Annotated in this window: 15 protein-coding genes and 1 tRNA gene; 11 read left to right on the top strand and 5 right to left on the bottom strand. The window is 33.6% G+C overall.

Annotated features, from left to right (window positions below; genetic code table 11):
* Positions 1-57: 57 nt before the first annotated feature.
* From A9G22_RS08265 to A9G22_RS08255, 3 genes are all read left to right on the top strand, one after another.
* Positions 58-1,137, top strand: coding sequence for a class I SAM-dependent methyltransferase (locus tag A9G22_RS08265; protein ID WP_075508683.1), 1,080 nt, complete (start codon positions 58-60; stop codon positions 1,135-1,137).
* 785 nt (positions 1,138-1,922) lie between these two features.
* Positions 1,923-3,623, top strand: a complete 1,701-nt coding sequence (gene aspT, locus A9G22_RS08260; protein WP_075508680.1) for an aspartate-alanine antiporter — start codon at positions 1,923-1,925, stop codon at positions 3,621-3,623.
* Between the two features lie 29 nt (positions 3,624-3,652).
* A complete protein-coding gene (locus tag A9G22_RS08255) occupies positions 3,653-5,248 on the top strand; it encodes a bifunctional aspartate transaminase/aspartate 4-decarboxylase (protein ID WP_075508679.1) in 1,596 nt (531 codons plus the stop codon).
* Between the two features lie 274 nt (positions 5,249-5,522).
* On the opposite strand, the gene A9G22_RS08250 is transcribed toward A9G22_RS08255, so the two are convergent.
* The gene (locus A9G22_RS08250) at positions 5,523-6,038 is read right to left on the bottom strand and encodes a hypothetical protein (protein WP_075508678.1); all 516 of its coding nucleotides are present in this window, start codon (positions 6,036-6,038) and stop codon (positions 5,523-5,525) included.
* 463 nt (positions 6,039-6,501) lie between these two features.
* A complete protein-coding gene (locus A9G22_RS11655; RefSeq protein ID WP_081296894.1) occupies positions 6,502-6,681 on the bottom strand; it encodes a transposase in 180 nt (59 codons plus the stop codon).
* A 234-nt stretch (positions 6,682-6,915) separates the two neighbouring features.
* Between A9G22_RS11655 and A9G22_RS11250 the strand changes: the two genes are divergently transcribed.
* A complete protein-coding gene (locus A9G22_RS11250) occupies positions 6,916-7,443 on the top strand; it encodes a hypothetical protein (RefSeq protein ID WP_141670015.1) in 528 nt (175 codons plus the stop codon).
* 941 nt (positions 7,444-8,384) lie between these two features.
* Here the strand turns inward: A9G22_RS11250 and A9G22_RS08235 are convergent.
* Positions 8,385-8,472, bottom strand: a tRNA-Ser gene (locus A9G22_RS08235).
* Positions 8,473-8,665: 193 nt separating this feature from the next.
* On the opposite strand from A9G22_RS08235, the gene A9G22_RS08230 reads away from it, so the two are divergent.
* The 6 genes from A9G22_RS08230 to A9G22_RS08205 are packed head-to-tail and all read left to right on the top strand — an operon-like array spanning position 8,666 to position 12,190.
* The gene (locus tag A9G22_RS08230) at positions 8,666-8,983 is read left to right on the top strand and encodes a TusE/DsrC/DsvC family sulfur relay protein (RefSeq protein WP_075508677.1); all 318 of its coding nucleotides are present in this window, start codon (positions 8,666-8,668) and stop codon (positions 8,981-8,983) included.
* Positions 8,984-9,004: 21 nt separating this feature from the next.
* Positions 9,005-9,301, top strand: coding sequence for a cell division protein FtsB (ftsB, locus tag A9G22_RS08225; RefSeq protein ID WP_065585988.1), 297 nt, complete (start codon positions 9,005-9,007; stop codon positions 9,299-9,301).
* Positions 9,301-10,002: a 2-C-methyl-D-erythritol 4-phosphate cytidylyltransferase gene (ispD, locus tag A9G22_RS08220; protein ID WP_075508676.1), complete on the top strand. Its 702-nt coding sequence runs from the start codon at positions 9,301-9,303 to the stop codon at positions 10,000-10,002. Before ftsB ends, ispD begins: the two co-directional genes overlap by 1 nt.
* 27 nt (positions 10,003-10,029) lie before the next feature.
* On the top strand, positions 10,030-10,515 hold the full coding sequence (ispF, locus tag A9G22_RS08215; RefSeq protein WP_075508675.1) for a 2-C-methyl-D-erythritol 2,4-cyclodiphosphate synthase: 486 nt from the start codon (positions 10,030-10,032) through the stop codon (positions 10,513-10,515).
* A gap of 21 nt (positions 10,516-10,536) precedes the next feature.
* A complete protein-coding gene (gene truD / locus A9G22_RS08210; RefSeq protein ID WP_075508674.1) occupies positions 10,537-11,559 on the top strand; it encodes a tRNA pseudouridine(13) synthase TruD in 1,023 nt (340 codons plus the stop codon).
* A 4-nt stretch (positions 11,560-11,563) separates the two neighbouring features.
* The gene (locus A9G22_RS08205) at positions 11,564-12,190 is read left to right on the top strand and encodes a protein-L-isoaspartate(D-aspartate) O-methyltransferase (RefSeq protein ID WP_075508682.1); all 627 of its coding nucleotides are present in this window, start codon (positions 11,564-11,566) and stop codon (positions 12,188-12,190) included.
* Between the two features lie 103 nt (positions 12,191-12,293).
* Here the strand turns inward: A9G22_RS08205 and pnuC are convergent, their stop codons facing one another.
* Positions 12,294-12,986 carry a nicotinamide riboside transporter PnuC gene (gene pnuC / locus A9G22_RS08200; protein WP_218058782.1) on the bottom strand — a complete coding sequence of 231 codons (693 nt, stop codon included), beginning with the start codon at positions 12,984-12,986 and terminating at the stop codon, positions 12,294-12,296.
* A gap of 3 nt (positions 12,987-12,989) precedes the next feature.
* On the bottom strand, positions 12,990-14,222 hold the full coding sequence (gene nadR, locus A9G22_RS08195) for a multifunctional transcriptional regulator/nicotinamide-nucleotide adenylyltransferase/ribosylnicotinamide kinase NadR (RefSeq protein WP_065585983.1): 1,233 nt from the start codon (positions 14,220-14,222) through the stop codon (positions 12,990-12,992).
* A gap of 244 nt (positions 14,223-14,466) precedes the next feature.
* Here nadR and A9G22_RS08190 point away from each other — a divergent pair, with 244 nt between their 5' ends.
* Positions 14,467-16,050, top strand: coding sequence for a mucoidy inhibitor MuiA family protein (locus A9G22_RS08190; RefSeq protein ID WP_065585982.1), 1,584 nt, complete (start codon positions 14,467-14,469; stop codon positions 16,048-16,050).
* Positions 16,051-16,060 lie beyond the last annotated feature (10 nt).

Here is a 16,060-nt window from a genome sequence, read left to right as displayed (position 1 = left end):
TAAATATACAATACATTAAAAATTCAAAAAGGCAAGAGATTGACTGAACAAGAAAATATAAAATATGGATATCATAGAGATATTTATACGGCATTAGAAGCAATAACTGAAGCTCAAAAGATCGCATTTTATCCTATCTTTTTTCAAGCAATAGTTTGTATGAAAAACAAAGGTATATTAACGTGCATAGATCAAGCGGGGAAAAAAGGTGTTACTTTTGATGAAATAGCAAAAGAAATTTCTTTATCTCCTTACGCAATTGAGCTTTTGTTGGATGTTGGATTAAGTATGCATGTTATTTATAAAAACGATGGATACTATATTCTTGGTAAAGTAGGGCATTATTTATTACATGACAAAATGACAGAAGTTAACCTTAATTTTACTCAAGATATCTGTTATCAAAGTATGTTTTATTTGCAAGATGCGCTTGAATCTGGTACTCCTGAAGGATTAAAAGTTTTTGGGGATTGGAAAACAATATATCCAGCATTACAGTCATTGCCAGAAAAAGCTAAAAAAAGTTGGTTTGAATTTGATCATTTTTATTCTGATCATTCTTTCCCGATTGTTTTTTCCCATATTTCCACTTTAAATCCTAAACATATTTATGATGTTGGTGGCAATACAGGCAAATGGGCTATTTATTGCGCTAAACACTCTCCTGACCTCAAGGTGACATTATTAGATCTGCCTGAACAGATTGAAGTTGCTGAAAAAAATGTTAAGCATGCGGGTTTTGCTGATCGCATCGATAGCTATCCCGTTGATTTATTGACTGCAGAAATATTACCTAATAAAGCTGATATTTGGTGGATGAGCCAGTTTTTAGATTGCTTTAGTATTGAACAAATTACCCATATTTTAAAATTGATACATCGTAGTATGAAAGATGATGCCATGATATGTATTATGGATCTATTTTGGGATAGGCAGAGTTTTGAGGCCGGTGCATTGAGCTTAAATGCTTCATCTTTATATTTTACGTGTTTGGCGAATGGTAATAGCCGTTTTTATCACTCTAGCGTGTTTTACCAATGTCTTAAGAATGCCGGCTTTTATATTGAAAAGGATATTGATAATTTAGGTTATGGACATACTTTGTTAATCTGTAAAAAGTTAATTAGTAATACATAAGGCGTAAATAATAAGGTTTATAAAAAATATTGTTAGTACATTATTTATTTCGCAATTAATTGGGTGTGCTAGTAAATATTAAAAGTCTAAATATTATGGTTTCAATAAACGGACTGACAAAAAAGCAAGTAAAAAAGCTATTCTAACTTTTGCTACTAATGGTCAAACTAGTTGCTTTTGATACATGAATAAGGAATGTTATTGATGGTAATTGGCAACTCTATCCATGGTTATTTATTCAACCATAAGTTTTAAGCTGTGATAAATATACCTTATTCTTCAAAGAGCTACTCTATTAATTATGTGTCGGTTAGCAACAATTTAAAAAATAATAATGGTAAAATTCATCAAAATTATAATCATTGGATAAATAACCTTGATACCAAAATTCAAGAAAATATTTTTAGGTTTTCTTAACTCTAAAATCAAGCTCATTTGATAAACTGAGCTTACATTACACCTAATACACTTATTTCTGAATTTCTCATCTTTAATAATCAATAAAAATAGTTTAACTTTGAACAAAGTTTTACTTAAAAGCGCGCAAAATTTTGTCTTATTTACAATACAACTAATCTCAAATTTATCTATAATTTACCTAAAAATTTGATAAAAAGAACGCTTATTAACAATTTTTTAACGATAGCATTAATTGTTAAAACTGAATATCTATTAACCTAATTATAATTTAATATAAACTCATATTCATACAAATTTATGGATATAGTTCCATTCTATTTCATATCTTTTTTATTCACAAATCATTACGTTTGGGGACAATTATTATGTTTCAATGGCTTTCAAACTGGATTTTAGATGGACTTAAACACTCTCCAGAAATTTTATTATTTTTATCGTTGAGTTTAGGATATTTGATTGGCGGCATTCGGATGGGTAAATTCCAACTCGGTGGTGTGGCTGGTTCGCTACTTGTTGCTGTTGCTTTAAGCATTTTGGGCGTGACTATTGACGCTGGCGTTAAATCAATTCTTTTTGCACTATTTATTTATGCTGTGGGTTATGAAAGTGGTCCTCAGTTTTTTCGCTCTTTGGGCGTTAAAACATTACGCGAAATCTTCTTAGCATTATTTATTGCGGTTGCTAGTTTTGTGACTGTTGTGGTATTAGCTAAAATATTCAATTTAGACAAAGGTCTTGCTGCCGGTTTAGCGGCAGGCGGGTTAACCCAATCTGCCATTATGGGCACGGCTTCTGATGCATTAAGTCAGCTTGGATTAAGTGCCGAAGAATTAAGTAAAATGCAAGCAAATGTCACCATTGGTTATGCGGTGACTTATATATTTGGTTCTCTAGGTGCCATTATTGTGTGCGTCAACATTTTGCCAAAAATCATGGGTAAAGATATTGGTGATGATGCAATTAAAGCACAGGCTGAACAGCTCCATGGTTCGCTTTTATTGGGCTCTGATCAAAATTTAGCTTTATCAGATATTAGTGGTCGTTTATACCGTATTACCAATAAGATCAATCAAACGGTTGCGCATGTTGAACAAACGGTTAATGGCATCAGTATTGAGCGTATTAAGCGTGGTAATAACATTATTGAAGCAACGCCTGAAACAATATTAAAGTCAAAAGATATTATTTTGGTTGTTGGTCACCGTGATGCAATGATTAAAGCACAAGATCTACTGGGTACCGAAGTTAATTCAGCATCAGGTATGGATGTCGTGATGAATAAGCTAGATGTTGAAATGCGTAATAGTAATTATGTGGGTGAAAATCTGGCACAATTGCTGGCTTCTGACGAAGTGATGAAGTTAAAACATGGCATATACCTTTTAGCTATTCATCGTGATGGTCAACCTCTACCTATTAATAACGATATCTATTTAAAATTAGGTGATGTTATTACCATTTATGGTGCTGACGGCGATCTTCGTCGAGTTGTTGATAAAATTGGTGCACCAATTACCAAAAGCGAAAAAACTGACTGGATATTCCATGGTTTAGGGCTTGTGGTTGGTCTTATTATTGGCTTAATTGTGATTCGTATTAGTGATATCCCGATCACTTTAGGTGCAGGTGGTGGAGCACTTTTATCAGGTCTATTATTTGGTTGGTATCGTTCTCTTCATCAAACTATCGGTAATATTCCAACTGGCGCTGTGCAACTGTTAAAAGACTTTGGTTTGGCAGGTTTTGTGGCGGTTGTGGGGCTCAGTTCTGGTCTTCAAGCAATTAATACTATTAAAGAACAAGGTTTATCCTTATTTTTAATTGGGGTTGTTGTGACCTTATTACCCATGTTGCTTGCCATCTATTTTGGTAAATATGTGCTTGGCTATAAAAATGCAGCAGTGTTTGCCGGTGCGTTAGCTGGATCGCGTAGTGCTAATCCCGCCTTTGGTGAAGTGCTCAATAAAGCTGGTAATTCAACACCAACTAACTCTTTTGCTATTACTTATGCTTTAGCTAATGTGTTCCTAACTTTATTAGGACCATTGGTTGTTGCTTTTGTTTAATTGATATATCAAATTAAGGATACAAATGTATGAAAAACAATACACAATACAGCCAATACGCTAATTTAAGTCCTTTTGAGTTAAAAGATAACTTAATTAAACTGGCACAAAGTCATACTGATCGCGTAATGTTAAATGCAGGAAGAGGTAATCCCAACTTTCTTGCCACTTGGCCTCGACAAGCTTTTTTTCAACTAGGTGTGTTTGCAACCCAAGAATCCGAAATGTCATTTTCATATTTAAATGAAGGTGTTGGCGGCATGCCAATCAAAGCTGGATTAACAGGACGCTTTGAGCATTTTATTTGTCAAAACTATAATACCCCAGGAGTTGCCTTTTTAGGTAAGGCTTTTTCTTATATTCGTGATCAACTTGGATTGGACGAAAATGCCTTTTTACAAGAAATGGTAGAAGGTATTTTGGGATGCAATTACCCCGTACCTGACAGAATGCTACATTTTAGTGAAGATGTAGTTAAAGCCTATGTATTACAACAAATGGGCGCACAATATTTAGAGCGCGATAATATCGATTTATTTGCCGTTGAAGGCGGCACAGCTGCCATGGCTTATATTTTTAACTCCATGAAAGAAAACGGTTTAATCCAAAAAGGCGATAAAATCGCGATTGGTGCGCCAATATTCACACCTTATCTTGAAATTCCCGAATTGAACGACTATCAATTAGTTGAAGTGTTAATCAATGCTGATCCTAATGCAAATTGGCAGTATCCTGAGTCAGAATTGCGTAAATTAGAAGATCCAGCAATTAAAGCCTTTTTCGTTGTTAATCCATCTAACCCGCCATCAGTTAAAATTGATAATAAAAGTCTAAAAATTATTGCTGATATCGTTCAAAAACGTCCTGAATTGATTATTTTGACTGATGATGTTTATGGTACATTTGCCGATGACTTCCAATCTTTATTTGCGATATGCCCAAAAAATACCATTTTAGTTTATTCATTTTCGAAATATTTTGGTGCGACTGGTTGGCGTTTAGGTGTTATTGCCACAGCACGCGATAATGTCATCGACAAAACCCTTAAAGCGTTACCAACTAAAACTAAACAGATCTTAAATAAACGCTATAGCTCAATTGTTACTGATCCAGAAAATCTAAAATTTATTGATCGATTAGTGGCTGATAGTCGTGCGGTTGCACTAAACCATACAGCGGGTCTTTCAACACCGCAACAAGTACAAATGGTTTTATTTGCATTATGCGAAATGATGGATAGCGATCAAAGTTATAAAACCGCTTTAAAATCACTAATCCGACGCCGTGCAGCATCACTTTATCAACATTTAGGTCTTAAACATCAAACAGATGAAAATAGTGTAGATTACTATACGCTAGTGGATCTTGAACATATTTGCCGAGAATTATATGACGATAAATTTGCTAAATGGATTCTCAAAAATAAAAATCCATCTGAAATGTTATTCAGAATTGCTGATGAAGCGGGTGTTGTATTATTACCAGGCAAAGGATTTGCTGTACAGCATCCTTCTGCTCGCGCCTCGTTAGCAAACTTAAATGAATATCAATATGCTGCGATTGGTTTATCAATGCGTAAATTGGCCGAGGAATATTATTCGGAATATAAAGCAAAAAATAAATAGCTATTCTAATAAAACCACACAAAAACCCTAGTCAATCTAGGGTTTTTATTTGCTCAATAAAACGTTACGTCACTATTTATTATAAAAACAAATGCTATATAAAAATCTGTCAGAAAGAATATTGATTTTATTTGAGTTTTTTCTGTTTTTTTGTAAAAGAATAAAGTTGTTTACCGAATAAAAATTACAGCCCCAGTGGGCAATTCGATCAACGACTTTAGTGAGTTATACATTGTTACCAATTTACTAGCAATAACAAATTGGTTTGATGTTTTTATGGATTAACTTTAGGGCCATAACTCCAACCTAACATATGTGGTATGTATTGTTCAATATGACTATTTTCATCATATGAGGCATCCATATCATCTTCATCATCGCTATAAACACCAACGAAGTCTTTTAAATCACCTAATTCCGGAATTGGAACTAATTGGTCAGTTGAAACTATGTCATCATTCTTAACATAAGTAATACGCCAAACTAAGTCTTTAGCTGCTTCGCTTCCATATAAATCATCAGCTAATACTTCTAACGGTTTTAATAGGGTAGTGATATCACCACATAAATCAGTTTCAGCAACACAATAATTAACAGAAAGTAATCGATATACTTTTTTGCCAACAATATATCTTGTAACAGCTTGTTTAGTTTCTTTATATTCATCAATAATAACGACAAAACGACCCTCATCAATATCTGCTGAGTAAGTTAAATATTCAATACCATCATTTAAAACTTCATGCTGTTTTTTTAAATATAGAAGCTTCTTCTGTATTTGGGGCTGCAAATATGGTTGCTGTAAAAAATAAAGATAATGCAGTTACTAATTTTAATAGCTTATTCATGTTGTTTATTCCTATGTTTTTTAAGAGCATACCACTAAAAATTAAACGGAATATAAATTTAAGATTAATTACTTATCAAAATAAACTAGGATTTCTGGCTATCCTATAAAAACAATATATTAGCTGATTATTTAAAAATAAATTCAAACAAAAATTGGTCGGGGAAATGTTGATTTTATCTAATTTTTTATTTTGCTATTTTTAAACACAGATAGAAAATCACTTAAATTGATTTGAATTAAAGTGGTATATTAAATAATGCTAATGATATCTCTTATCAAGTTTACGGCTATTGGCTAAATCCAGATCAGCTAAATGATATGTATATTTATAAAAGCAATTGGCTAACAAATGATCCTCACAATAGTAACAGAATGACTTTCTTGCAATTGCACTGCCCAAGCTTTACGTGCCTTGGTAGGCACTAGAGCTTTTTATGATTTCCTCCTGAAGTTGAGCTTTGAAACTGAGCTGGGCAAACATCTGTTTAAGCTTACGATTTTCAGCTTCCAGTGCCTTTAAACGTTTAATGTCAGAGGTTTCCATACCACCGTATTTATCTCGACATTTATAGCGGGTTGTCATAGTGGCGCCTACATTAAAAGTCAACCATATGTTGCAAATAAATTAATTTTTTTACTTGTTTCAAGGCGGTATTATGAACGTTGTACAATACAATAGGATATTAAACAAATCATGCAGATAAATAGAGATAATGGTACGGAATTATCAATGATTGTTAATATATTTTAATTATTTACTTTTAATTTAAACTAACTTAACATAACAACAGTAATCATCATGTTAATAGAATGTTAAATGTTTAAAAAATCATTAGCAGTATTTCTTTGTTTATGCACTTTTTCTTGTTATGCCTCAGAATCAGATATAAAGAGAAATTTTGGCAATTGGTCTTTAATAACCTCAACCAATAAATTAACGAATGAAATTAGGTATTTTGCGAAAACAGAAGATCCGAGTAATTCTCGTTACTTCTCATTCAATAATAAATATTACGCGTTCTTTTGTATGAAAGGTAAATTAACTGAATTGATTTATGTAAAAAATTTGATTACGCTTGATAGTAATAAAGTTAAATTAGATTTAAGAATTGATAAAGAAACACCGTTTCAAAGAAATGCAATTACTTTAGGCCCTAATTTTATAAATATGAATATAACAGCGAAAGAAATTGAACAATTAAAAGGTAAAAACTCAATTTTTATCAGAGCGAATGCACCTACCCAAACTATCGATATGGAATTTAGCCTAAAAGGTTTTGACGAGGCAATTCAGCCCCTTCTTGATGCGTGTAAGATTAAGCAAGCAAAGTTTAACGCCGAATAGGCGGTTTAAAAAGGGGCTACTAAATAAACGTTGATTTTATTAAATAAATTTCATGCCATTTACCAAAAACATTAAGGAGAATGGTATGAAAAATTTGTATTGTTTGGATTAATTGGGCTTATTTTATTAGGTTGTGGTAAAAAAGTAAGTGAGGAAATGCTTATCGGGAATTGGGATTGTAGCACAACCGAACAAAGGGTAAAATAGAAGAGTGGGGCGTTTCAAGACTATTCAACATCAATTGACTATGAAAATCAGTAATTACGTATTTAAAAGAAACGATGACTTTTTCGTAAAATGATCAGATAGTGATGAAAAATAAAGCAGGATTTTAAGAAATTGAGCGGAAGTTACAACAGTTTTTTAGGTGGCATGAGATTTGCTGGCTTATATATCAGACAATAAGTTTAAGATAATTTCTGGGTTAGTAATAACGCAAGATAAGCAAAGAAAATAATGAGAAAAGTAAAATATTAATGTACTGCACTAGAATAAAATAACTATAAAGCCTGAAAGGGCGTATTTTTTATCTAGTTTTATTTTATCAAACCCTCTAAGAGATTTTTTATTATCCGCTATCTTCATCATGAATGCGACCTGTAGTTGCTAAGATAACTCTTTTTGTTGTTTTGGATAAAAAAATCTAATCTTCGCTGTTAATAATGTAATACTCGCAGGACAATTCAATTTCAAAATCTTCGGGCGTTTAACGTATGTAAATTGGTCGTGTGTAGTTAATTGTTATCATGATTAGCGAAAGCGAATTTATTTGAGGTATTTTATATTGATTGTTTTTTTGGAGTGCAGTAGCTAAGTGAAATTTTGAGGAAAAGGTCACAAGAAGTGACAATGTATTCTAAGTTAATTCTAGGCAATTTATTTGATAAATTTAACTTTATGTTTTTCTGAATTGTAATTAATTGACTCATAGTGAAAGAAGATGGCGGAAGCGCAGAGATTCGAACTCTGGGAGGGTCGCCCCTCGCCGGTTTTCAAGACCGGTGCTTTCAACCGCTCAGCCACACTTCCGCAATGGCTGTGAATATTAAAGTAGACTTGCTTATTTGTAAATAGCTATTTTAAGTTTTTTTATCGTTTGCTTTAAATTTCACCAAATTTTATGGGAATTAAGCAATCAATGAGGTATTTGCCCGCAAAATTAGTGTTGGATTGTGATTAATTGGGTATAATACAACACACATTAAATAGCGTACTTTGAAAAATGTTAGAACAGATAGAAACCGATGATAAAGGTTATTTAAAAAATTGGCAGGATTGGACTGTTGATTTGGTTCCTGAGTTGGCAGCCAAAGAGGGCATCGAATTAACCGATGCACATTGGGAAGTGATTTTATTTGTTCGTGATTTTTACTTAGAATATAAAACCTCACCAGCTATACGCGCATTAGTCAAAGCGATGGAAAAAAAGTTTGGTGCAGAAAAGGGCAATAGCCGTTATTTGTATAAGTTATTTCCTGATGGCCCAGCTAAACAAGCGACTAAGCTTGCTGGCTTACCAAAACCCGTTAAATGTATATAGATAAAGGATAAGACTAAATTCATGAGAAGATGGAAGCTCCCTTTATTACTATTGGTTGTACTGGGTTATCTGCAATATTCTTTGTGGTATGGCAAAAATAACGTGTACGATTATCAAAATAATTTAGAAATATTAGTGAGCTTGCGTGCCGATAATGAAAAATTAAAGGCTCGTAACGAGCAGATGTTTGCTGAAATTAATGATTTACAACGTGGTCATGAAGCAATAGAGGAGCGTGCACGCAGTCATTTAGGCATGGTTAAACCTAATGAATATTTTTATCGAATTATAATTGATTCGGATACAAAAAAACGATAATGCATAATGTAAATAATCTCAATGATATCATCGCTATTGTGCCGGCAGCAGGAATTGGTTGCCGTATGAATAGTCAAACCCCCAAACAATATCTAGAAATCGGTTCAAAGACGATTTTAGAACATACGCTAAATAAATTATTAACGCATCCTCAAATAAAACAAGTTATTGTTGTGATCAGCCCAGAAGATAATATATTTAATACTCTTTCAATTGCCTTGCACGATAAGATTAAAGTCACTTTAGGTGGTAAAACTCGTGCTGATTCTGTGTTAGCAGGATTAAATTTATTGAATGATGAACAATGGGCTTTGGTTCATGATGCAGCAAGGCCTTGTGTTGAGCATGATGATATTACGCGCCTGATTGAAACGGTAATAAATAAAAATCAGGGTGGTATATTAGCCATTCGTGTTAGCGATACGATTAAGCGAGCGTATCAAGATAATGACACTGTTATTGATTATTCTGAAGATCGAACTTATCTATGGGGCGCTGCAACGCCTCAACTATTTAATGCTGGTGAATTAAAGTCATGTTTGCAACAAGCTTTAAATCACCATGTTACCATTACTGATGAGGCTTCGGCCATTGAATATTGTGGTGGGCATCCTTTATTAATTGAATGTCGTCGAGATAATATAAAAATAACGTGCCCTGAAGATTTAGCATTGGCTACTTTTTATTTAACTAATAACTAAGCAAGAAGATTGCAAATAGGTAAAAATATGAGAATAGGTCATGGATTTGATGTTCATAAGTTTGGTGGTGAGGGGCCAATAACCCTTGCGGGTGTAAAAATTCCTTATCAATATGGTCTTATAGCGCATTCTGATGGTGATGTTGTATTACATGCTATAACCGATGCCTTAATTGGTGCATTAGCATTAGGTGATATTGGTAAGCTGTTTCCTGACACTGATCCTAAATATAAAGGCATTGATAGTCGTATATTATTAAAAGAAGTGTACAGCTTAGTTCAAGCTAAAGGCTATGAACTTATAAATCTGGATACCACTATCATCGCACAAGAACCCAAAATGCGATCTCATATTGATCAAATGCGAGTTAATATAGCAGAAGATCTAAAAGTGCATTTTGATCAAATTAGTGTAAAAGCGACAACGACCGAGCAGTTAGGGTTTACTGGACGTAAAGAAGGTATTGCTTGCCAAGCGGTAGTGTTATTAAGTAAAAATCCCAAAGCAGATTAAATTTAAAAATAGGCAATACAAGTGTTAGCACAACTTAATTATTTATATGGAAAACCAACCACGACAGGGCAGTATAAACAGCAATACGAAGATTTTATGGTTACAGAAGATCTTGGATTTGATTTGACTGGCGATGGTGAACATGTTTTAGTTTTTTTGCAAAAACGTGATTGTAATACTATTTTTGTGGCTGAGCAGTTAGCTAAATATGTTGGTATTTCAGCAAAGCTTGTGAGTTATGCTGGATTAAAAGATCGTCAAGCGATAACTCAGCAATGGTTTAGCTTACATATGCCTGGTCAGCAAACGCCCGATTTTTCGGCATTTGATTTAGCCGGTTGCCAGATACTCAAAGTCACTCGGCATAATAAGAAATTAAAAATAGGTGCATTAAAGGGTAATTATTTTAAAATTACCTTAAGAAATTTAAATGCTCAATCTGAAATCGAATCTAAATTAGCGTTAATCAAGCAGCATGGTGTGCCTAATTATTTTGGCGAACAACGTTTTGGTCGTGGGGAAAATAATATTATCCAAGCCATAAAATGGGCCAGTGGCGAGATTTCGGTTAAAGATCGTAAAAAGCGTAGCTTTTATCTTTCTGCAGCACGTAGTGCGATTTTTAATGATATTGTCAGCCAACGAATAGCTCAAAATTTACATCAAATTGTGTTAGATGGCGATATATTACAACTCGCACAGCGTGGTAGCTGGTTTGTTGCACAAGAAGATGAACTCGATTTATTACAGCAGCGACTTGGAAATGGTGAAATTAATATTACTGCACCAATGGTGGGTGATTCACCACTTGGAACACGCTTTAAGGCACTTGATTTCGAGCAAAAATGTTTAGAAAGTTGGTCTGAATTTATTGATCTATTCAAAAAAGAGCGTGTCGAAACAGCAAGACGGTCAATATTGTTACGAGCAGAGCAACTTAATTGGCAATGGTTAGATGATAGCACTCTTGAGATCGATTTTTATTTGCCATCAGGTTGTTATGCAACAAGTGTGATACGTGAATTAATAATGGAAAATGAGTAGCCAAATGCAAAATCTAAAAATGCAATCCCTAATTAAATTCTTGCGTCAGCAAGGAATAAAAGACGAGTATGTTTTAGATGCTATCGCTTCAATTCCACGGGAACATTTTGTTGATGAAGCCCTTTCGCATCAAGCTTACGATAATCGTCCACTCCCAATAGGCAATGGCCAAACTATTTCTCAACCCTATATTGTAGCAAAGATGACGGAACTATTAAAATTAGAGCCTAATTCTAAAGTGCTTGAAATTGGGACTGGTTCTGGGTATCAAACCGCTGTTTTAGCAAAGTTAGTTGAGCATGTTTGTTCGGTGGAACGAATTAAAAGCCTACAGTGGAATACGAAACGTCGTTTAAAGCAACTTGATATTCACAACATTTCAACGCGTCATGGTGATGGCTGGTTAGGTTGGCCTGAGCGAGGGCCGTTTGATGGCATCATCGTTACCGCAGCTGCATCCGAAGTGCCACAAAGCTTGTTAGAACAATTGGCAGATAAAGGACGATTAGTTATTCCAGTTGGTAAAAATACACAGGCTCTACAATTAATTGAGCGTGATGGCAATAAATTTGTAGCCAAAAATATGGGCGAGGTGATATTTGTACCTTTAGTTAAAGGCGATATAGAATAATTTATGTTCATATCAAATAAAAAATAGAAAATAAAATATTTATTTTCTATTTTTATACTGAAACATAGTGTTTTCTGAAACTTTCTGACAAAATCTGGTATTTCTATTCTTCCTGTTCAGAACGTTTCCATTCACAAATTCCATAAATAGCATTAAACAGATAAATTAAGTACTGTGTTGCGATAATGATATTGTCGGTATAGATATTTAAACCAATCACCAGTACGTTTAATATGACCCATAAATACCAATTAAACGCATATCGCATCATTAGCAATAACTGAGCAACAATACCTAACCCAAAGATAAAACAGTTAGCCACGAGTTGATAGGTTGTATTGGTAGCACCAATTTCATTGGTTAAATAAATATTGAAAAAAGCAGCAGCAATAAGAAATATGAGTGTATATAAAAATGCGGTTTCATTGAGTGAACGAACTTTAACATTTTTATGATTATCAAGGTTTTTTTGCCAAGTAAATAGCCCATAGATATGTGAACAAAAATAGTAGAGGGGTGGCAGTCCCGCACCAATATTGCCACCAAGAACATTAGCACAACATTCTGCAACTACAGCAAACATACCCAATACATTGCCCATATTTTTACGTTTTGCTAATAAAATGACACAAAGTAGGCCACAAAAAGCGCCTATGTAAGAAGCTGTATAGCGTAAATTAAATTGCGTAAATGGATCGGTGTATAAGAATGCTAGCGTGACACATAATATACAAAAAAATGGATAAAATTTATTGCGTCCGATTGAAATGGTAAGATCGTTTAATTTATTCATCATTTATTACTCTTCATCGTTGATAAGTTGATTAACTAGTTCAATACAGCGTAAATATCGCGCCTCGTAATCAGGAGAATCTATTTGTATATAGTTAATATTGTTTTTTTCTAATAATGTTATCAATAATTGTTGAAAATCTTTGCGCTGTTTTGGACTGCCTAAATGGCGTAAACCATCGGCAACCCATGGTGTGTTATTGCCTAATAAAATAACCAAATCAAAACGATAATTATTGATCATCGCTTGTAAAAAGGGGTGTTCTTTGCCCTCATATTTTTTACAAAAAGCTTGAGTTGTGACAAAATCAGTATCAATAAACGAAACTTTATTGGCATGTTTTATCGCAAAATCAATATATTGAGCATGTCCTAGTGCAATTTTGTCATAGTCAGCATATTGTAAGGCGCGCTCATCACCGCCTAAGTGAGAAAATACATAATCGCGTCCATACTCCCACGCACTAGTGGTATTAAATACATTCGCTAGTTTATTCACTAACGTCGATTTACCACTAGACTCGCCACCTAAAATGGCGACGGTTCTGACAAAAAATGGTCTAACTTCAGTTGGGATGTACTGCCAGTTTTTCAGTGGTGCTTGGCGAATTTGAGTGCCACTGACTTGCATAAATTGTCGTTTTGGATCAATGAGCATTGTATCTAAATCAAATAAATCTTTATACATCTTAACATCTTGTGGTTCACTTGAGTAAACGCAATCTGGCTTGATACCTTTTTCTTGAAACAGTTTTTTAACTCGTTCACTCCACTCATGCCAACCATTAGGATAAGCAGGAATGCCGTCTTCTTCTAATAATTCAATATGGATATTTTTTTGATATTTAAAGGTTTGCAGTAGCCAGCGAATTCTATCATTGATCGTTGGCTGGCGAGACATCGCACTTTGTTCAAATAATGCCATATCACGAATAGTATCGGAACAAAGCACGACATACAGTTCATCAACTTGGCTAATTGCGCGTTGAATAAGATAGATATGCCCAGTATGTAAAGGATAAAATTTGCCAAAAATGATGCCTACTTTCTTATTTTTGGTGGATTCTTCGATTTGTAAATATTGGTGGAGCGATTGTAATTTTTGTGCGCTAGGATTTTTAATTTTATCGTTAATGAGTTGACTTAAGTAACCCTTAGTCATTTGGCAAGCATCGGCAACTGTCTGTAATGATATATTTTTTCGTTTTATTGCTTTTTTTAGATAACTGAAGCTATTCATAATAGTCTCCTTATTTGGTGTTTTTTATTTTAAACAAAATATAAATCATTTTTATTTATTGTTCAATATATTAAACATAAAATAATTTATTTTTATTTAGCTTCATTAAAATTTATAGCAATTAAGCTGAAAATAGTGAATACTCTTTTACTATTGATGATTTTAGGTATTGCATATTGCTATGCTTACTTATAATTTAAATAAATTCCAATAGTTAATATCTCAACTAGATTGAAAAGGAAATATGAAAATTCAAAAATTAGCTTTTTTCATTGCATTTGCCTCTAGCAGTGTCTTAGCAAACAATAATGTTACACTCAATAAAGTAACACTTTTTTTGCAAGGAGCTGAATTGCAGGGGCAATCAACGGTATTACTAAGTAAAGGGGAAAGTGAAATTTTATTGACTGGAATTGCCGATGGTGTCAAAGCTAATTCAATTAATGTGGGATTTGGTAATGATGCTAACGTGAAAGTATTATCAACGTCATTAAATGATAACTATGTTGGCGATAATAAACCAAGCGCAGATATTAAGTCTTTACTTGACGAGTTAAAGCAATTACAAGAAAAACATGATACCACCGAAATACAATTAAAAGCCGTATCTGAACAAGTTACCCTTTTACAGGGGAATCGCTTGGATCTGTTAGTTAAAAATGGAAATAACGATTTAAACGGAATGAAAAATGTGTTGGAATTTGTTAAAACAAATTTAGTCACAGCCTTAAATGAACAAAACAAGCTACAGAAAGAAGTCGATCAGATTAATGCACAAATCGCACAATGCCAAGATAAGATTGATAAACAAAAAGCGTTGACCAAGGGTTTAACCAATGCAATTACCGTAAAAGTTTATTCTGATAAAGACATTAGCTTGCCAGTGACTTTATCGTACGTCACCAATAAAGCGGGTTGGGCGCCTGTTTATGATGTGCGCGTTGCAGATATCAATTCTCCCTTACAACTCACTTATAAAGCAGATGTTTATCAAAATAGTGGTTTGGATTGGCAAAACGTGGATTTTAGTTTATCGACTTCTAATCCCAGTGATGGAATAACTGCTCCTGATTTAATGCCATGGTATATCGATCTGTATACTGCAAAAGGAGGATTCTTTTTTTCTAAGAGCGAAAAAGATGATGATGAAATAAGTGCAAACGCGTCAAGTACAGCGCATCCTGATGATAATGTATTCACTAAAACGTTAGGTATTAATACCCGCTTTGAGGTCAAATTGCCTTATACCATTAAATCCAATAGCCAAAGTAATATTCTTACTTTACAAAACAAAGAAGTGGAAGCGACATATCATTATATTGCTATTCCTAAATTAGATAGCAGTGTGTACTTACAAGCACAAATTGCTGATTGGGATCAACTTAACCTTTTACCAGGAAAGTCTACGGTATTTTTTAACGGTAATTATATTGGCGAAAGTTTTATTACTACTAAAGATCTAAAAGAGACACTCGATATCTCTTTAGGTAAAGATAACAATATTTTTATTTCACGTAATCGTAATATTAATGAAACATCAAAACCTTCGTTATTCGGCAATAATATTTCACAAAAATATGCTTATACCATTGATGTAAAAAATACCAAATCGCTACCCATTGATATTGTTGTTTATGATCAGCTACCTAATATTATCAATAAGGCAGTCGTACTTGATGAGGCTAAATATGATAGTGCAAACTATAATAAAGAAACCGGCCAATTAATGTGGCAGTTTAAGTTGAATCCAAATGAAAATAAAAAACTTAGTTTAAACTTTAAACTGACTTATCCAAAAGATAAAGTTAACGATATAATTGGATTATAAATGAGTAAAT

This window comes from Gilliamella sp. App2-1 (assembly GCF_001690255.1).
Classification (GTDB): domain Bacteria; phylum Pseudomonadota; class Gammaproteobacteria; order Enterobacterales; family Orbaceae; genus Gilliamella; species Gilliamella apicola_G.
This window is presented reverse-complemented; position numbering and strand designations above follow the sequence as displayed.